Below are 21,253 nucleotides of genomic sequence, written 5' to 3' on the forward strand. Positions count from 1 at the left end.
TATATTAATTTTTTAATAAAGGCAATTGATACACGGCTGTTTTTGTATTCGTACTAGTAACTATAAGGTATTTTTTCCCTTTAACCGTAATCATATCCAAATGTCTCACTGCTTTTTTAGTCAAATCGATACCAATTTGATGGCCTAAGAAAATAGTTTTATCACTTTTAATCAATGCTCCAGAAAAACCATCAAACCTACTGTGATACGGTGTCACTCCAAAATAATTTCCTGCGGCAAATACAGCTGGTTTAGAACTAGCATCAAACTTCGCTTTTACAAAAGTGGTAATTGGTGCTACCTGCATTTTATTGGTAAAAGGAACAAATACAAACTTGCCTTTGTCATTTCTCAAATACCCTGACTTTAAATTATGCACTTCAAAAAAAGCGCCTTTTGCTAACATTTTAGGATCAAAAATTTCTTCGACCGTTTTTCCTGCAAATGATTTGTAGGTATTAAATTTCTTTCTGAGCACACCACTAAATTGCTCTACCAATTCATCTAAACTATGAATGGTGTAGTATTTACCATTTTTTTCAATGGTTACAATGGTTTCATAGGTTCCATTCTTGTCAAAATCATCGTAGTACATTTTCATTGGGAAAGTAGTTGAAGCTTTGAACTTAGAATTCAATCCCCAATTGCCTACCAAATAGTCCAAATCGCCATCGTGATCAATATCAAACGGAATAATTGCCTGCCATATGCCGTTGTTTTTTTCCGGAAAAACAGTTTCGGTTACATTGGTAAATTTTCCATTTTTATTGGCTAAAAAAGTTGGTTTCATAAATTCACCCACAGCGATAATATCCGTTGTGCCATCAGCATTAAAGTCGGTAAAAACGGCTGCTGTAACCATGCCCATTTTCTCAAATACTGGATTTTTCACGACTGTAAAAACTCCTTTATTATTGTTTAACAAATAACAATCAGGCATCGAACCAAACCTATTGGTAACCGAATTGTTACCTACAAATACATCCAAATCACCATCTTTATCATAATCAAAAACCTGAACTGTTGAGGCATTCTGTGCCAGTTTGGGAAGTGTTGCTGGGCTGAATTGTTTATTATCATTTAAGTACAAACGGTCTTGCAAATCAGATGCGTTTTCACCGCTACCTGAAACAACAAATAAATCATTGATTTTGTCTTGATTAAAGTCGCCAATAACCGCCGAAGCATCCTCAAAAATTGAATCTTTTGCCAGTAACTTGTCTTGTTTCAAACTGAAACCATTTGTGTTTTGGAAATAAACAGCTGCTTGTTTTCCTTTGGCACCACCAAAGAAAATATCATCAAGCCCGTCTCCGTTTAGATCGCCCACGGCAGTTGCTGCGCCACGATCAGAGCGTTGAAAAGGGATTAATTTTTGTACCAAAACATCGATATACTCATTTTCTTGTTGCAAATGATCAATACCTAAATTACCATCTACTTTCTTAAAAATAGGCAGTGCGGTTGGTTGTAATTTCGAGTAATTGAACGCACGTCTGTCTTTATTAGCGGTAATAGTAAGACTTTGATTCACTTTTACATTCTTAACCGTTTGAAAAGTTTTATCAGGCCAAATAACTACTAACGAATCTATACTTTTTTGAGTACCCAATCCAAAATGAATCGCAGGCTCTGAGGACGACTGAAATCCGCGTGTAGTTTGTAACTCTTTAAATTGTTTTTTACCCTTGTTATAAGTAATTACTTTAGTTCCTATTCCGAAGGAGTTTTTACCCGCAAAACGCAATTTTACTTTTAAATAATTGGCTTTTGAATTGGTCGAATTAATATAAAGCGATGCAACAGCGTTAGTGTTGTTGGTTACAATATCTAAATCTCCATCGTTATCAAGATCTGCATAAGCGCTACCGTTTGAAATAATTGAATCGTTTTCTATCCAATCCTGAGATCTATTTTTGTATTGCAAATCAGCAGCACCTTGAAAAACGTAATTAGTTACATTTCCTGCTGGCATGCGCTTTAAAGCTTCTTTATCTAACAATTTAGTCGAGCTTATTTTTTTCTTGACTTGATCGTTAGAGTAATATTTTACATAATCTAAGTCATTTGGTCGCTTTGGAATACCGTTACTTATAAAAATATCTTGTTCGCCATCTTGATCATAATCGCCAAAGAGCGTGCTCCAGCTCCAATCGGTCGCTGCTATGCCACTCAACAAAGCGGTCTCTGTAAAATGTTTTCCTGCCTGGTTTATTTGCAACATGTTACGCGCATACTGATTGTGATAACCCAATTTTTCTGTTCGCAACTTTAGCATTTGCATATTGTCATCACCTAAGGAAGCTTTGAGGACTTTTTCATCTTCTGCTAACATATCTAAGCTTAGAATATCCGGAAATCCATCGTGGTTTACATCGGCAACATCAACGCCCATAGAGAAACGACTAGTATGCCCAAAAAACTGTTTGAGACTCTCGGTAAAAGTACCATCACCATTGTTCAAATAGTAATAATCGTCTTCATGGAAATCGTTACCTACATAAATATCTGGATAACCATCTAAATTAAAATCAGCAACAGCTAGACCCAATCCGTAACCATTCGCTCCACCAAAAATGCCAGCTTGTTCACTTACATCAATAAATTTACCGTTGTCATTGCGAAATAATTTATCTCCTGATTCGTAACTTCTGTTTTTGCGTGTTTCGGCTTTACCAAAAGAAAGCTCGCTGTGCACCGCGTGATTGAGCAGGTACATATCAAGATCGCCATCCAAATCATAATCGAGAAAAGCGGCAGAAGAACTGTAGTTATCTAAATCTAAGCCGTATTGTGTTGCACTTTCCGTAAACGTATTGTCTTTATTATTGATGAACAATTCGTTTTGACCTTCAAAACCATTGATACCAACAACCGCACAAACATAAATATCCAGGTAACCATCGCCATTTACATCGGCCATCACGGTACCCGTATTCCAGTCGCTATTGCCTTCCACACCGGCTTTTTCAGAGATATCTTCAAACTTATTTTTTCCTTTATTCAGGTAGAGTTTGTTTTTCCCTTGGTTTGATGTAAAATAAATATCGACTAATCCGTCGTTATTTATGTCTCCCAAAGCTACACCGCCGCCGTTGTAATAGTACAAATAGTCTAAGATGGAAATATTTTTAGACGGTATCAATTCGTTTTTAAAAGCAATATTGCTCTCTTCTTGTGGCAATTTATCAAACAATTGCCCCTCTTTTTTAGTGCAACTCACAACTAAAAGTGATGCAATGGCGAGTCTAAAAATATTATTCATTGAGTTTGAAAAGTTTTGGAACATCATTGTTAATAGCTGCTAATAGAAATGTTTTTTTATTTTTATTTTTTATCAGTTGTATCTTTTTGATTTCGCCTCTCACAAAAAATCCAGATGAAGTGCTGTTACTTTTTATAAAAGTTCCTTTTTTAGACCCCAAAAGAATACTACCATAATTGGCATCAAGTCTGCCGTATTGTGGTTTAAACTCGTATTGATTTCCTCCTAAAATAAGATCGAGATAACCATCGTTATTTACATCCATCGTTGCAATGGTATTCACTGATGAAAATTGAACTTGAGCAGGCAATGCGGTAACTACAAATTTTCCATTTCCGGTATTAATTGCCACACAACTTTCTTGATAAGCAACCGTTTTCTGAATCGAGTTTTCAACTATTTCTTTGCTAAATAAATCTTGAAAATTCTTAGTAGCATAAGCTGCGTAGCTTAAATTTTTCTTTTTGATAGACGGAATTTGCTTGGCTAATTCTTGTTTTAAATTGATCGGCAAATCTTTCCCGTTAATAGATCGAGTTGCAATTTGTTCGATTGTGCCGTTATTATCAAAATCGTTAGTGAATAATTTCAAAGGATTGTTTTGACTTGGTTTGTAAGAGGTATTGGTCCCTTTATTGCCGAGGACTAAATCTTTTTTACCATCATTATTCAAATCAACACAAGATACCGAATTCCAAAATCCCGTGTAGGTAGATAAATTCGATTTATATTCTACCAAACGGCGCCCGTTATTTTTAAAAATCATTGGTGCAGTCCAATCACCTACTAAAATCAGGTCTTTTTTAGAATCGTTGTCGATGTCTTCCCAAATGGCATCGGTAATCATTCCGATGTTATTGATTTTAAAAGCTTTTTTATCTATCACATTCCTAAAATTCCCTTTACCATCATTTTCTAAAAGTAAATGTTTAGGATCAATACCATACACACCGGGAACACTTCGGCTACCAATAAAGACATCAGTGTCACCATCTAGATCAAAATCGTAAGCCGCAATAACAGCAACATTATTGGAAGTGGTAGGGATTACAGTTTCACTTCGAGTAAAAACACCTTTGCCATTGTTCAAATACAATCTGTTCTTGTAATTGGCTTGATCTGCTTTTTCGTTTCCGCCTGAGCCAACCAATAAATCAACATCACCATCATTATCACCATCAAAAAAACTTGCGGCAGTATCTTCAAAAGCAGCATCGAGGTCTAAGTCTTTTTGTGAAGAAATTTTAAAATTACCATTTCCGGAATTGAGGTATATTTTACCAGATTGTCCTTTGGCTCCACCAATAAAGACATCGTCATTGCCGTCTCCATTAACATCCGCCACAGACATTGAAGGACCTTCTTGCGAAAGCATTTTCGAGACTAAACCTTCATGATCAAAATCGATAAAATTATTTTCTTTGTGCGCAACAAAAGAGGAATTAACAGCTGAAAATTGAGTTTTTTGATAATTTGCTTTAGGTGAAAAAGTACCTTTTGCTATAGCAATATCTAAATTCAAAACAGCATTTTTAGCAATCTTTTTTACGGTTTCTGTTGTTCCATTTGGCCAAATAACACGCAATGAATCAATTTTTTTATCACCAATTCCGAATGTCATTGTGTAATCAATTGACGATTGAAAACCTCGGGACGGAATCAATTCTTGTCTGATGACTTCAGATCCTGCGAAAAGCTCCACCACACTACCAACTGCAAAAGTATTTTGACCGTTCCCTTTTAGTTTCACTTTTACATATTGGTTTTTGGCATTTTTATCCGCGTTATTACGGTAAACAAACGCTTCCATATTAACATTATTTACAACCAAATCTAAGTCTCCGTCATTGTCGAGATCAGCATAGGCCGCACCATTAGAAAAACTTGGCGTATCCAAACCCCAATTTGTAGCCTGATTGCTAAAGGTTAAATTTTTATTGTTTTTGTAGGCATAATTAGCAATAGGAGTACTTGGCATCTTACTAATAATAGTTTGAATTTCTTCTTTTTTACCTGTGACCACCATTTTTTGCATGAACTCATTCGCAAAAAAATCAACAAAATCTTGATTAGTTAAGTCATTGTAAATACCATTACACACAAAAATATCTTTGTAGCCATCATTATCCATATCAAATAATAAGGCACCCCAACTCCAGTCGGTTTTTGCTACTCCTGCATAATTGGCAATTTCTAAAAACTGATTTTCCCCATTGTTGACTTGCAAAGTATTCTGCATGTATTGATGATAAAAATCTAAATTTACTTTACGAACAAATAAATCGTAATTTTCAAAATTGGTTGTAGTTTTTAAACGCTCGTCAGGTTCAGGCAACATATCAGTTACAAAAATATCAGCTTTACCGTCATTGTTTATATCAGCCATATCAGCTCCCATTGACGATTGACTGATGTGCGAAGTCCATCCTTTAATTTCCTCAGTGAAAGTTCCGTTTTTATTATTGATATACAAATAATCTCTCTCGTAAAAATCGTTTGAAACATAGATATCTGGATATAAATCACCGTTTACATCACCAACAGTAACTCCTAATCCAAATCCAATGAGACTACCATAAATTCCAGAATCGGCACTTACATCAGTAAATTTCCCATTGTCATTTCGTAATAATTTATCTCCGCCACCTTTTAAAATTTCGGCAACATCCCAATCTTTATCGCGTAATTCCCTTTTATTTGAATAATTCAAACTACTTACAGGTATAAAACTGTTGTTTAGGATATACACATCGAGATCTCCATCTTTATCATAGTCAAAAAAAGTAGCATGAGTAGTAATTCCAGTATCGGCCAAGTTGTATTCTTCTGCTTTCTCTGTAAATGTTCCGTTTTTGTTATTAATAAAAAGTTCGTTTTTTTGTTGATCGCCTAAGTTATTTCCAGCATTACAAACATAAATATCTAAAAAACCATCTGCATTTAAGTCTACCATTACAACACCCGTAGACCAAGATTTTTTTCCCTCAACACCTGCCTTTTGGGAAATGTCTTCAAATTTGAAATTACCTTTGTTTAAATACAGTTTATTAGGTCCTAAATTTGAGGTAAAATAAACATCAGAAAAACCATCATTATTAATATCACCAATTGCAACACCTCCGCCATTGTAGAAATTACGGTATTTAAAGATGTTCATATCAGCTCCATTCTTTACTTCATTAAGAAATGAAATTCCTGTTTCTGAGCTACTCATCTTAGTGAATAACAACCCTTCTTCACCTTGCTTCTTATCGGAACAATTTAAAAAAGCAACAGCGAGAATACAGCTTGCAACTAAGCGCTTTAACATAATTGGTTTTGACATTGAATTAGAAAATTGTAAGTATTAGAATTGCCTAATTTATATATTATTAGTAGAATAACGAATAAAATTATAAAAAAATAAAGAGGGTAATAAATACCCTCTTTATGACTAACTCAAAAAAATAATTAATTATAAACAACTCTTAATATCCAGGGTTTTGCTTTAAGTTTGGATTAAATAAAGCAGCGGATGGTATAGGGAATAAAGCATATTTTTTATCAGAAACATAAGCTTTAAGCTCTCTTGCTTGTAAAAATTTGCCAAAACGAATCATGTCGTTTCTTCTATACTCTTCAAACCACAATTCACGTCCTCTTTCTGCATACACTGCATCTAGAGTAGTTGGAAGTGTACCAGCCACATTTGTTCTTGAGATTAACTGTGCAAATTTCGCCGCATCGTTAACTCCCGTACCCCCACGCAAAATAGCCTCAGCTTTCATCAGTAACGCATCTGAATAACGCATCAAAACAAAATCATTGTTTGGAGAACCTAAACTACTCACATCTGGAATATATTTTTGAGCTCTAATACCTGCAGACTCTAAAGTAGCACCACTCGTAATTAAAGTCAAATTTTTTGTAAATACTAAAGGCTGCCCGTTAGGATTAGCTGTTGTTTTAATTCTATCTAAAACTTTAACAGCCCCTCCTGGCTTATAAACCTGACCTACTTGAAAACCTACAGGATTACCGAAGTTTGCAATAATAGCTGGGTCAGCATTTTTTGCTCTTCTATCGTTCGGATTAAATCTATCGTAGTATTCCGCAACAGTTGCAAAACCATTCCATCCATCAGGTGTTTGGTTGTAGTGCATACCCATTCTCCAAAAACATTGAATGTTTCCTCCATTACCTGGACTATTTCTAGAAGAAAATAATATCTCTGGCGAAGTATTATTATCTGGCTTAAAGTTATCCCAGTAGTCAGGTGCTAAACTTGCGTTTATAGCATCTACATTTTGTACAACTTTTGTCATATCTGCTGGTGCAAATGTGTAAGGCCCAGCAGCATCTTCTGCAGTGAAAACTCCTTTGTTCAAATATAATTTAGCTAATAAAAAATGAGCTGCATCCTTATTTGCAACATTGGCATTTCCAGCGGTTCTATTTGGCAAAGCACTTAGAACAGCTTCTACCTCTTGAATTACAAAATCAGTTGCTTGTGATCTGCTCCAAACCTTAGGATCTGCTAAAGAAGACTCACCAGCTTCACGATAAGGTACTTGACCAAATAAATCAATTACATGGTAGTAATAAAAAGCTCTTAAAAATCGCGCTTCAGCCTTTTGACTTGCCGTTCCGCTACCGCTAAAAATTACTAAGTTACAGTTATTAACTTGGGATAATAATTGATTCCAAGCCCCTCGTACTTCATTGTGATCTGGTCCCCAAGTATGCGTATGAATTTGTCTCCATACACCTGCATCATCCCAGTCACCACCTCTTGTAGGACCAACTAGTGCATCAGAAGACATTTCATTTAATGCAAACATAGTCCCTTGCCCCTGAAAGTTTCTTAAACCTTCATACGAAGTTGCTAAAAATTGCACTGGATCGATGGCTCCGGTACTAGCGTCCTCAGGAATTGCATAACCATCCAATACCTCTTCTTCGAGATTGGTACAACTTATTCCTAGTACTAGAGTACCAGACAATAAGATGCCTTTAATAATATTAATTCTTTTCATCGTCTTATAATTAAAATGTTACATTAAGTCCAATACCAAGACTTCTTTCTCTTGGGTAAGATAAATATTCCATACCTGCTGAAGGGACACCGTTCAAAGACTTGTCAGTATCAACCTCTGGATCAGTTCCTGAATATTTAGTAATTATAAATAAATTAGAACCGTTAACAAATAACCTTGCTGATTTGATTCTTAATTTCTCAATCATATTATTTTTAAATGTGTAACCAAAAGTTAAGTTGCCCATTCTTAAGAAATCACCTTTTTCTAAGTATTTAGTACTTGGTGAATTCGGGTCACCTTGTGCTTGCGGTGATGTTGCAGCCTCTAAGGTAGTGTTTCTACCTCCTAGGAAAGCACCTTTGAAAAAGTATGCGTTAGAGGTATTATTATAAATATAATGACCAAAAGCTCCATAAAATGATGCTGAAGCATCGAAATTTTTATACGTAAAGCTTGTAGAAAAACCTACATTCACTTTCGGTAACGGTTGCTTGTCAAGAATTTTTTTAGCTGCATTACCTAACCCTGTATCATTACCAGCAGCATCAGCATAAATTGAATTTCCAGAAGCGTCATAACCTCTCCACTCATAAAGATTATATGAATATAAAGGCTTGTCATTTGTTATAACTTGTGCGTAAGCCCCAGATAAACCTTGCCCACTTAAACCTCCGGTTTGTACAAAACCAGCAAAATTGGTGAATTTATTAGTGTTAAAAGACGCATTTCCTGAAACATCCCAGGTAAAATCATCTGACTCCATAACTTTGTAGTTCAATGAAATCTCAAAACCTTTATTTATTAAATTGCCTTTTGCATTTAACAAACGAGGAAAATAAGTCCCTGGCTGAGATCCATCTGGCTGATTAGGGAAAATAAGGTCAGTAGTATTCTTATTATAGTAATCCAAAGAACCTGTCAATCTGTTATTTAATAATTCAAAATCAATTCCCGCTCCTACAGAGGAAGTAGTTTCCCACTTCAAATCTGGATTTGCATTATTCACGGTCACCGGAGTACCATTTAAACCAAACTGACCTGCCGATACCGCTGAGTTAGGAGCAAATTCCTGGTTACCTGTAATACCATAACTTCCTCTAAGTTTTAGATCATTCACGAGTCCTGACTTTGCCTCTATAAACTTATACCCAACTCCTACGGATGGGAACGTTCCATATTTGTTGTTGGCACCAAATTTACTAGAGCCGTCAACACGAATCGTTCCTGTAACCAATAATTTTTTCATAAGGGTAGCGTTAAATCTAGCGAAATAAGACTGTAAATCAACTTTGTTGCGACCAGATGAAACTCTATATTCTCTGGAAAGTGCACCCTCCATATTATCAATTAAATTAGTCTGATTGATATTGAATCCTTTTGCACTAGAGCCAAATCCGTCAAAACCATATTCATAAAATGAATATCCTGCCAATGCATCGAATACAAAATTCTCAGTAAATTCTTTGTTGTAATTTAAAGTATGTTCGAAAGTTCTATTGAACTTATTTTGTGTCGAAATAAAAGCAGTTCCTCTTTTAACGGTATTATCCGCAGGATCCGTAGCTTGAAATTGATCTCCTTGAATATTCATAGTTGGCAACAATTGACTCTTTCTGGTAGAAGTTGAATTTTCTACACCGAATAGAAACTTGTAGCTAAAATTGCTGTTAATTTTGTAGGTTGCCGATAAACTACCAAATAACTTACTAGTATTAGTGTAGTCATTATAAGAGTTTAACAATTGAACAGGATTCAAAAACGTGTTACTAATAACGTTAAAAGTACCATCTGGGTTGTAGATTGGTGAAGTTGGATTCCAGTATAATGCTGATCCGATTATGTTACCAATAAAACCAGCATCATTAGAAATCAATGTAGTTTGATCTTTGATACCAGCATATATTAATCTTGTTTCTACTTTTAATGCTCCTCCAAAAAAGTCATTAGAATTGTAAAGAGATGCTGTATATCTTCCTAACCCAGTATTTTTAACAATACCATCTGTATCTGTGGCACTTAAAGAAAGTCTTGTATTTGAGTTTTCTGTTGATTTACTGAAAGATAAATCATGGTTTTTAGTAATTCCTGACCTTAAAACAGCATCTTTCCAGTTATACGATCTTGAGTTTTGGTCATCTCCACCTGCTGCGGCAAATTGATCACCTGACATTACACCAAAATCTCCAGCGATTTTACTGAATTGTACCGAAGTTGAATAAGCTAATTCAGGCTCTTTAGATTTTCCTTTTTTAGTAGTAATTACAATTACTCCATTTGCTCCACGAGCACCATAAATAGCGGTAGACGAAGCATCTTTCAAAACAGACATACTTTCGATATCGTTTTGATTAACAAAATTTAAGGGATTCCTTGGTGTTGACCCTCCAAGTAAACCGTCTCCACTAGCAGAGATATTTCCCCCATCAAGAGGTACACCATCTACAACAATAAGAGGACCATTTCCAGATCTTACGGAGGTGTTACCACGAACACGAATAGAAATAGCTCCCCCTGGCTCACCACTTGACTGTGTAACCTGCACACCTGCTACTTTACCACGTAAAAGTTGTGCCGGTGAAGGAGATGCTACATTATCAAATTTTTTGGCGCTAATTTGATCAACCGCACCTGTTGCATCTTTCTTTTTAACAGATCCATAACCGATTACAACAACTTCTTTAAGCTCTGCTGAATCCTCTTTCATTACCACATTCATTGTGCTTTTGCCGGCTACAGTTATCTCTTGTGTTTTTAGACCAATGTAACTAAAAACTAAGACTGCATTAGGTCCAACATTCTTGATTGTAAATTTTCCATCGAAATCAGTTTGAGCTCCGTTTTTTGTTCCTTTTACTAACACAGAAGCCCCTGGAAGAGGACCGCTACTGTCAGAAACCGTACCTGACACATCCTGAGCATAGGTCAAGCTTGTGCAAAGTATCGTCAGAAACAACATCAAGCCTTTAATTAGACTATTTTTCATACGTAATAAATAAGTTGGTTAATAATTTGTTTTACTGGTTTGTTTAATATTAGTTATCAAACATAATTATAATTTTATGATAAATTTAGGATTTTCACAAACTATAACGTTTTCGTTATGCCGAAAACGTTTTCGATTTTAAAATAGATACCGCAATAAATTAATACTAAAAATGAATAAAATTTAAAAATTACTAGTAAAAAAAATCGATATAATTAAAATTTTCTCTTTCAATGACGAAAAACGTTACACAAACTTCAAAAACTGTTTGAGTTTTGCAAAATCATTGCGAATTATTCAAAAAAAAAGAAGGTTTACTTTTAAAAAAAGGAAGTTAAATTTTTATAAGTATCAGTCGATAAAACAATTAGAAAAATATAAGCAGCAAGAAATTACTACGAATAACTAAATATCATAACCCAACTATCAAATTTATCACAGAGCATCAAGTACTGCCTAACATTTTATTTGATGCTAAATACCGCAAAAAAAATACAACATTTCCCGCTTGGACAACAGGAAACATTGTATTTACAACAAAAAACAACAATTTTAATTAATCTTAATCGTTCTATTATCGGTACCTAAACCAATAATTTTTAAAGATTTCCATTGCTTAGGTAACAAACCTTTATTATACCTAAAGCCTATATCTGTTTGTTCAACTCCACCAAATCCAAAAATTACCGCTTGTAACATAGCTCCTGCACCTGTTGCAAAGTAAGGATTATTGCTGTTTGCCGATTCAGAGAAAACTCCAAAAGGAGGGCGACTATTAGGCAAATATGATTTTACAAAATAATCGTATGCTTTTTCTCGGTCACCCAAGCGCGCGTACAAAACAGATAATACTCCAGAAGCCATAGCAGGACCATCTTTTTTATCGATTTTTTCTGAATAATACGCTAAATCACGTTCTATTTGTTCTTTATTTGTGATCACATGTAAAGGATAAGCTAACAAATTTACATCGGCTTGTTTTATCATTTGTCCATCATAACCTTTATAATTTTGTGTAATACCATCTTTAGAATGAATTTTTAATTTTTCTGCAACTGTTTTCCATTTTGGATCAATTGGTTCATTTAAAATTGTAGCTGCCTTAATAGTATTTTTTAATGCTTCAATAGCAGCAGCATTGGTAAAAGCGTTGTCATCTACATGCTGAGCATATTCATCAGCTCCTACTACATTTAGAATAGAAAAACTACCATCAGCATTTTCACTTACTCGGCTTACCCAAAAATCAGCAGTTTCTTTTAAAACATTCCATTCCTTTTGCAGCCAAACTTTGTCTTGTGTTAAAGCATAATAATTCCAAAATGCGATAGAAACATCAGATGTAATATGTTGTTCAAAAATACCTGTTAACGCCCACGTTGGTGTAGCTTCTTCGCCAGTATCATCGGATTCCCAAGGGTACATTGCGCCTTTGTAGCCATAAATGAAAGCTTTTTGCTTGGCTTTTTCTAATCGATCGGAACGGTAATCCAAGCATGATTTAGCCAAATCAGGTTGTAATGCCAAAAGTGTTGGAAACATCCACAACTCGGTGTCCCAAAAAATATGACCATTGTAGCCCTGCGATGACAATCCCATCGGAGCAATACTTTGTCTTGTACCAGATCTGATGTAGGAATACAAGTTGAACAAAGCAAAACGTACTCTTTGTTGCGCATCAAGATCTCCTTCTATTTGAATATCCCCAGAATCCCAAAGTACTGACCATGCTTTTTGGTGTTTTGAAACTAACTTATCAATTCCCTCTTGTAATGCATAGATAGGCTGTCTTTCAGATTCATTAACAGGATCTGTTACATCTTTAGAAGTACAAATACCTCCTGCCACGGCAAAACGGTATTTTTGACCTTTGCGTAATATTGTAGTAAAACCAACTTCGTTGCCAGTTTGCTGCAAATCTTCAGCTTTTTGATCAAACAAAAAAGTTGTAGCTGCCGCTACAGTATATTTCCCCGTACGCGTTTTTGCAATGGTACTAAAAATTGGCATTCGATACTGATTATCCTTTAAAATTCTAAACTGACTTTTAGCTTCTTTCAATTCTTCAGGAACAATCACATAATTGCTTGCTTTTAGATCTAAATCTTTAGAAGGAATGATTTCTACAATTGCCATTGCAGAAAAAGGAACTGCTCTATTGGCTAAAATTGTATAAGTAACTTGGGCAACATTATTAAAGGAGAAAGAAGTTGTGGAAGTCCCATTTTTCATAGACACTACTTGCTTCCAATTATCGATTGTGCTTGATTGCACTTCTTTTTGATCTAAAAATAATCTGAGATTCAAAAATTCAATACCGCGAACAATTCTGCTAATCCCATTTTCAGGACTGCCATCATAAACTCCATTCAAGATAATCTCTTTGGTTCGCAAAGGGGTATCGTCAGTTACAATTCCTATTTGCCCATTTGCCATAGCAACTCCAAAATAATTGAAGCGCGAGGTTGCAACTAAATTCCACTCATCACCTTGCGTTTGCGCGCAAGCCATGGAGGTTAGAAAGAAAATATAAAGTGACAAAAGGCATCTTGTAATCATATGGTTTTATTTGCTTTTTCACTCAAATTTAAAGAAAATAGGTTGCACTAAAATGAAACAAAACAGAAAGTAGCTCATAATTGAATCGAAAACGTTTTCGGCATTTGAAATCAAAATTTCCAAAGGAATATTTTAACATTTCCAAAATAGAATTCTATTTTTATACAAATACTTTAATTTTAAAACCAATTCATTATGAATACGATAACAGAAAAAGCAAGTCGAATACTTATCTTAAGCTGGTTAATTATTGCTTTTTCTTGTAGCAAAAACAATTCGGAAACAACTATTGATAGCGCTTCTTCTGAGGTCCTAAAAAGTGATGATTCAAAAAAATATAAAGAAAAATACCGTCCACAATTTCATTTTTCACCAGAAAAAAAATGGATGAACGACCCCAATGGTTTAGTCTATTACAAAGGCGTTTACCACTTGTTTTATCAATATTATCCAGAGGATATTGTTTGGGGACCGATGCACTGGGGACACGCTACAAGTCCTGATTTAATAAACTGGAAACCTGAAAAAATAGCCTTATATCCTGACCAAAACGGACTTATATTTTCGGGTAGTGCCGTTATTGATACACAAAACAGCTCGGGCTTAGGCAGTATTCAAAACCCACCAATGATAGCTATTTTTACCTATCATGATATGGATGGAGAGAAAGCTGGTAAAACTGACTACCAAACACAAGGCTTGGCCTACAGCTTGGATGAAGGAAAATCCTGGAAAAAATACAGTCAAAATCCAATTATAAAAAATCCAGGTTTAAAAGATTTTAGAGATCCCAAGGTGTTTTGGAATGCTGAAACGAAACTTTGGAATATGGCACTAGTTGCTGGCGATAGAGCACAATTTTATACCTCTAAAAACTTAATTCAATGGAATTTCGAAAGTGAATTTGGTTCAAATGTAGGAGCACATGGCGGAGTTTGGGAATGCCCTGATCTTTTTAAACTAAAGGTCAATGGAACAAATAAAGAAAAATGGGTTTTATTAATTAGTATCAATCCCGGAGCACCAAATGGTGGATCAGGAACACAGTATTTTGTAGGTGATTTCGACGGAAAACGTTTTACAACCGATCAAAAAGACATTAAATGGGTAGATTATGGAACTGATAATTATGCTGGCGTTACCTACAACAATACACCAAATGGCGAGCGTGTTTTTATAGGATGGATGAGCAATTGGTCCTATGCTCGCAATACTCCTACTAAAAACTGGAGAAGCGCCATGACTTTTCCTAGAACGCTCGCTTTGACAGAAACTAATGGAGTTTACAATTTACAAAGCCAAGTTGTTTCGCAGTTCAAATCATCCGAAAAAGTAGCATTTGAGAGAGACAAAGTGACGATTGAAAAAGATAAACCACAAACATTTACTTACGCTTTACTAAACCAATCTAAAATCGATTTTGAGGCAAAAAATGAGGATTTAAAACTAGTATTCTCTAATGATGTAAAGGATTCTCTGGTCGTTTATTACGATGCTCAACTGAAGAGCTTTACACTAGATAGACGAAACTCAGGACAGGTAAAATTTGAAAAATCGTTTGGAGTACAAAGCCAAAATACCAAAACACCATTACTGCAATCAAAGAATATTCACTATCAAATCTTTTTAGATTGGTCATCAATTGAACTTTTTCTGGGAGATGGAACCTACAGTTTTACCGCACAAATTTTCCCGAATCAGCCGTATACAAAACTGAGCATAAGCTCAAAGAACGATCAATGCTTAAAGGAGTTTTCTATTTCAAAAATCAATAGTATTTGGTAACCGATACTTAAAAAAACACATTAATTTTTTAAAACTAAAAAAATGAATCAAAAGAAAATCTTATACTGGTCTGTTATTGTTGCTTTTGCGGGATTCCTATTTGGCTTTGACACTGTTGTTATTTCGGGCGCTGATAAACAATTGCAGCAATTATGGGGTTCTAGTGACTTATTTCACGGTTTAGTTGTGATGTCATCAGCCCTCTGGGGAACTGTAATTGGAGCTGTATTTGGTGCTTTTCCGACCAATATTTTGGGCAGAAAAAATACGCTGCTATTTATTGGTATATTATTTTTTGTTTCCTCTGTTGGAACGGCTTTTGCAAATGACCCATTTTTGTTTTCAATTTTTAGATTTCTAGGTGGTATTGGTATAGGAGCCTCAACTATTGCGGCGCCAACCTATGTTTCAGAAATTGCTCCTGCAAAGGATCGCGGAAAGTTGGTTGCGCTCTATCAATTCAATATCGTTTTTGGAATCTTAATTGCTTTTACATCCAACTATTACTTGCAAGATATTGGTGCTAATTCTTGGCGATGGATGCTAGGCATTCAAGCTTTTCCTTCGCTAATATACACCTTACTTATTTTTTGGATTCCTGAAAGTCCGCGTTGGATTTTAGAATATAAAAAGGACGTTAATAAAGCTAGAGCCATTTTAAAACAAATTTATTCTGAAGAAGCAGTTGCTACGGCAATAGGTGCGATGGAAAAAGAAACACAGCAAGAGGACAAAAACGAATCTATTTTTATGAAAAAATATAGAAAACCACTTCTACTAGCCTTTTTTATTGCTTTCTTTAATCAACTTTCAGGTATCAATGCGTTCTTATATTACGCACCCCGAATATTTGAACTTGCCGGATTAGAAAAATCAGCTTCGTTTTTGAGCAGTATTGGAATTGGAATTATCAATTTAATATTCACCATGATAGGAATTGCTTTAATTGACCGTTTCGGACGAAAAACACTCATGTACCTTGGCTCTGTAGGTTATATTATCTCACTAGGACTTGTGACTACTGCTTTCTATTACGAATGGAAAGGAATGGCTGTTCCTCTATTTTTCTTCCTATTTATCGCATCACATGCCATAGGGCAAGGCGCAGTAATTTGGGTATTTATCTCTGAACTTTTTCCAAATAAACTACGAGCAGCCGGAAGCTCTTTTGGCACATCAGTGCATTGGGTTTTGGCTGCTTTGATTCCGTCATTTATTCCGTTCTTATTTAAAGAAATAGGAACAACTACCGTTTTTGCAATCTTTTGTTTAATGATGGTACTACAACTCCTTTGGGTTTTTATAAAAATGCCCGAAACCAAAGGACGAACACTAGAAGAATTATCTGAAAGTTTATCAAAATAATAAATACTATGGGTAAAAAAGTAATTTGTTTTGGAGAAGTATTATTTGATGTGTTTCCTACACATACAAAAATTGGCGGTGCATCTTTAAACGTAGCACTGCGCCTTAGTTCACTAGGTATCGAAACACAAATTATCAGTCGCATTGGAACCGATGCACTTGGTGTTGAAATACTCAATTACATTAGTCATAATGGGGTCTCAACAAGCTCCATTCAAAAAGACCCAACTTATAAAACGGGTGAGGTTATTGTAGCATTAGATCAGAAAGGTTCTGCCTCGTACACGATCAATTATCCTGTTGCATGGGATAAAATTGAATGTATTGCCGAAGATGAAAACGCTGTGAAAAATTCCGATGCTTTTGTTTTTGGAAGTTTAGCTTGTAGAGATTCAACGACCCACAATACTTTATTAGAACTCATCAATTATTCTAAATATGCTGTATTTGATGTTAATCTACGCAGTCCCTTTTACACCCAAGAGCTCCTACAACAATTAATGCTTCAAGCAAATTTTATCAAATTTAACGACGATGAGTTGTATGAAATAAGCGAGTTTATGAATTCGCCTTTCCACTCCATAGAGCAAAACATACTTTTTATTGCTGAACAAACCAATACCAAACATATTTGTGTTACAAAAGGAAGTCATGGTGCAGTTTTATACATGGAAGGAAATTTTTATTACCACAGCGGATTTAAGGTAAAAGTTGTTGATACAGTTGGTGCTGGAGATTCATTTTTAGCCGGACTGTTATCTCAATTACTAAACGGAGAAAACCCTCAAGATGCAGTTAATTTTGCATGTGCCGTAGGAGCCTTAGTTGCTACTCATATAGGTGCCAATCCAGCTTTAGAAGTATCCAAAATTGAGTCCTTTCAAAACCCAACCTAGAACAGGAAATGTAAACATTCATCAATCCATCTTCCGTTAAGAAAATCATCATTATTAAATCATTAATAAAAAATAATCTCAGTAAAACAGTATTACTTTTTAAAGATTAGTAAAAAATTCACATAAACTGATTATTAAACTAATTGGAGATAAATAAATTGTATATTCGTTTGCAACGACAATGCATTACGGACCACAATCAATATGAACAACACAACGCTAAAAGAAATTGCAAACCAACTCGGAATCTCAATAACAACCGTATCAAAGGCTTTAAAGGGATATAGTGATGTGAGTGCAGCGACCAAAAAAGCGGTTGTTGATTTAGCACAACAATTACATTACACGCCAAATAGTTTTGCCGTGAACCTGAGAACCAAAGAGTCTAAAACAATTGGACTTATTATTCCAACATTGGTACACGATTTTTTCGCCACTGTGATCAAAGGAGTTTTAGAAGAAGCCGAAAAAAGAGACTACCTTGTTATTATTTTACAATCAGACGAAAAAGTAAGTTTTGAAAAAAAACAGCTGGAACTGCTGCTGCAAAAAAGAGTAGACGGAATACTCATGTCACTATCCAATGAAACTGGCGACTTCAACCACATTAATGCCATATTACAACAAAAAACGCCTTTGGTTCTTTTTGACAAAATTGCCAAAGTTGTTCCGTGTTCAAAAGTTACTATTAACGACCAAAAAGCGGCTTACGATGCGGTGGCTTATTTGATTAAGAAAGGGCACAAAAAAATTGCACACTTTAGGGGTTCGTACCTACCACAAAACGCCATTGATCGTTTTTTGGGTTATAAGAAAGCACTCGAAGATCATCAAATTAATTACGATCCTAGCTTAGTATTTGCCTGTGAAAACAACTTAGATTTTGAAGACGGTTTTGAAAATGCGAAACAATTAATTGCTTTGCATCCTGATACTGATGCTATTTTTGCCGTGACAGATATGGTGGCCATTGGCGCCATGAAATACTTGAGTGAAACTGGGATCAAAATACCAAACCAAATAGCACTTTTAGGATTTAGTAATTGGTTCATGTCTGGGGTTATAACTCCAAAACTATCAACCATCAATCAGCCCGGATTTGAAATCGGACAAAAGGCAGCTGCTATTTTATTTGATGAAATTGCAGCAAAGAAATCGAATCAAAAAGTAACACCTCAATTTATAGAAATTGCTACATCAATAATCGAAAGAGAATCGACCTAGTATTTTTCACTAAACGGAAAGTCATATTATTTATATCTTGTAATTAAACCAAGATAAATCGTTAAAGCACCTCGAATATTGATAAATTGGCATTGATGTAACAATCATTAATAACAATAGATAACCAAAAACTAACTACACAAATCAAAGATCAATTGCTATTGATTTTAGATCTGCCACATAAGCATCATCATGAAAGATATTACACTGAAAGAAATAGCAGAAAAACTTGGAATATCAATTACTACAGTTTCAAAGGCTTTGAAAAACTATCCAGATGTAAGCGAAAAAACAAAAAAAGCAGTAAAGGAACTCGCCGAAGAATTACACTACAAACCCAACAGTTTTGCAGTTAATCTTAGAACCAAAGAATCGAAAACTATAGGATTAATTATTCCTGAAGTAGTTCATCATTTCTTTTCGAACGTAGTAAATGCCATCATTGACGAAGCAGAGAAAAAAGGATATTTGGTTATTATTTTACAATCGAATGAAACACTTGAATTAGAGAAAAAACAAGTAGAATTATTGATTAACAAAAGGGTAGACGGCATCATTATGTCACTTTCTAACGAATCAAACAACGACGATCACATAAAGGAAATTATTAATAGAAATATTCCTTTTGTTATGTTCGATAAAATCGCCAAGCTTTCAAAATGCAACAAAGTCGTTATCAACGATCAAAAAGCAGCTTTCGATGCAGTGCAACATCTAATCGATAAAGGATGCAAAAGGATAGCCCATATACGTGGCCCATTAAATCCGCAAAATGCAATTGACCGCTACATTGGTTATAAAAAAGCATTAGAAAAAAATCACATTCCGTTTGATGCTAATTTAGTGTACACCTGCGAAAACGTAACCTTTGACGAAGGACGTCAGTTTGCAGAAAAAATAGTGAACGATCACAAAGATGTTGACGGAATATTCGCTGTTACAGACCTTGTAGCAGTTGGTGTAATTGCTTATTTAAACGAACAAAAAATTGAAATACCGAAAAGAATTGCAATTATTGGATTTAGCAATTGGTTTATGTCGCAAGTGATTTCACCAAAATTGAGCACTGTTGATCAACCGAGTCACGAAATGGGAATTGAGTCATTTAATTTACTTCTTGAAGAAATGGTATGCCATAAGGATGGGCTTAAGTTCGAACCTAGAACAGTAGAATTAGACACAAAAATAATTGAGAGAGAATCTACTATGAAAAAGCAATAGCGCTATTGTTCCAAAAACTTAATGTTTCTTATAATACCTTCATACTTCGTACGCTTTATTGGCGAATTTTTAAAAACCACCCTGAATGTTTCTTCGGTAATTTCGATCCAATCTTGTTTTGACATGGAAAGCAAGTCTGGATTTGCAGTAAACAACGGTTCATTATGTGGTTTAGAAAAACGGTTCCAAGGACAAACGTCTTGACAAACATCGCAACCAAATGCCCAATCATCAAACTTCCCTTTCATCTCAATGGGAAGGTTATCCTTTAGTTCAATAGTATAATAGGAAATACATTTACTACCGTTTACGACATAAGGACTTTCAATGGCTTGTGTCGGACAGCTATCAATACAGGCGGTACAAGTTCCGCAGTGATCAGATGTAATGGTGTCATATTCAAGCTCCAGATCGATGATTAATTCAGCAATAAAGTAAAACGAACCTACTTTTTGGGTAATTAAATTGCTGTTTTTACCAATCCAACCTAGACCACTTTTAGCCGCCCAAGCTTTATCCAAAACAGGAGCTGAGTCAACAAAAGCTCGACCAGACACAGCGCCTATATTCTCGTTAATGGAATACAATAGCTCTTTTAATTTATCTTTTATCACCAAATGATAATCAGTCCCATAAGCGTATTTTGAAATCTTGAAAGTATCTTCAATTTGAGATTGATCTGGAAAATAATTCAACAACAACGACACTACACTTTTTGCATCATCAACCAACAAGGTAGGATTCAAACGCTTGTCAAAATTATTTTCCATATAAGACATCTGACCATGGCTATTTGATTTTAACCACTTCTCCAAACGAGGAGCCTCAGTTTCTAAAAAACCTGCTTTTGATATACCGCAAGACATGAATCCCAACCTTTTGGCTTCGGCTTTAATAAATGCTGTATATGTTGATTTAGTAATAATAACAATATTTA

Annotated in this window: 11 protein-coding genes; 5 read left to right on the forward strand and 6 right to left on the reverse strand. The window is 35.1% G+C overall.

Annotated elements, in window-relative coordinates:
- Positions 1-4: 4 nt before the first annotated feature.
- The 5 genes from ACXX8U_RS11115 to ACXX8U_RS11135 form a co-directional block, all read right to left on the reverse strand.
- Positions 5-3,265 carry a VCBS repeat-containing protein gene (locus ACXX8U_RS11115; protein ID WP_458565906.1) on the reverse strand — a complete coding sequence of 1,087 codons (3,261 nt, stop codon included), beginning with the start codon at positions 3,263-3,265 and terminating at the stop codon, positions 5-7.
- Entirely contained in the window at positions 3,258-6,575 is a 3,318-nt protein-coding gene (locus ACXX8U_RS11120; RefSeq protein ID WP_458565907.1) for a VCBS repeat-containing protein, read from the reverse strand. Before ACXX8U_RS11120 ends, ACXX8U_RS11115 begins: the two co-directional genes overlap by 8 nt.
- 157 nt (positions 6,576-6,732) lie before the next feature.
- A complete protein-coding gene (locus ACXX8U_RS11125) occupies positions 6,733-8,280 on the reverse strand; it encodes a RagB/SusD family nutrient uptake outer membrane protein (RefSeq protein ID WP_458565908.1) in 1,548 nt (515 codons plus the stop codon).
- 10 nt (positions 8,281-8,290) lie between these two features.
- The gene (locus ACXX8U_RS11130) at positions 8,291-11,266 is read right to left on the reverse strand and encodes a SusC/RagA family TonB-linked outer membrane protein (protein ID WP_458565909.1); all 2,976 of its coding nucleotides are present in this window, start codon (positions 11,264-11,266) and stop codon (positions 8,291-8,293) included.
- Between the two features lie 552 nt (positions 11,267-11,818).
- Positions 11,819-13,777, reverse strand: coding sequence for a kojibiose hydrolase (locus ACXX8U_RS11135; protein WP_458565910.1), 1,959 nt, complete (start codon positions 13,775-13,777; stop codon positions 11,819-11,821).
- Positions 13,778-14,020: 243 nt separating this feature from the next.
- On the opposite strand from ACXX8U_RS11135, the gene ACXX8U_RS11140 reads away from it, so the two are divergent.
- From ACXX8U_RS11140 to ACXX8U_RS11160, 5 genes are all read left to right on the forward strand, one after another.
- Positions 14,021-15,610, forward strand: a complete 1,590-nt coding sequence (locus tag ACXX8U_RS11140) for a glycoside hydrolase family 32 protein (protein ID WP_458565911.1) — start codon at positions 14,021-14,023, stop codon at positions 15,608-15,610.
- Positions 15,611-15,652: 42 nt separating this feature from the next.
- Complete coding sequence (locus tag ACXX8U_RS11145; RefSeq protein WP_458565912.1) at positions 15,653-16,975, forward strand: sugar porter family MFS transporter; 1,323 nt, start codon at positions 15,653-15,655, stop codon at positions 16,973-16,975.
- Between the two features lie 8 nt (positions 16,976-16,983).
- Positions 16,984-17,871, forward strand: coding sequence for a carbohydrate kinase family protein (locus ACXX8U_RS11150; protein ID WP_458565913.1), 888 nt, complete (start codon positions 16,984-16,986; stop codon positions 17,869-17,871).
- A gap of 204 nt (positions 17,872-18,075) precedes the next feature.
- Complete coding sequence (locus tag ACXX8U_RS11155) at positions 18,076-19,095, forward strand: LacI family DNA-binding transcriptional regulator (protein WP_458565914.1); 1,020 nt, start codon at positions 18,076-18,078, stop codon at positions 19,093-19,095.
- Between the two features lie 192 nt (positions 19,096-19,287).
- On the forward strand, positions 19,288-20,316 hold the full coding sequence (locus ACXX8U_RS11160; RefSeq protein ID WP_458565915.1) for a LacI family DNA-binding transcriptional regulator: 1,029 nt from the start codon (positions 19,288-19,290) through the stop codon (positions 20,314-20,316).
- 2 nt (positions 20,317-20,318) lie between these two features.
- Here the strand turns inward: ACXX8U_RS11160 and queG are convergent, their stop codons facing one another.
- On the reverse strand, positions 20,319-21,242 hold the full coding sequence (queG, locus tag ACXX8U_RS11165; protein WP_458566405.1) for a tRNA epoxyqueuosine(34) reductase QueG: 924 nt from the start codon (positions 21,240-21,242) through the stop codon (positions 20,319-20,321).
- Positions 21,243-21,253: the final 11 nt, after the last annotated feature.

The sequence above is a fragment of the Flavobacterium sp. GNP001 genome, assembly GCF_054343775.1.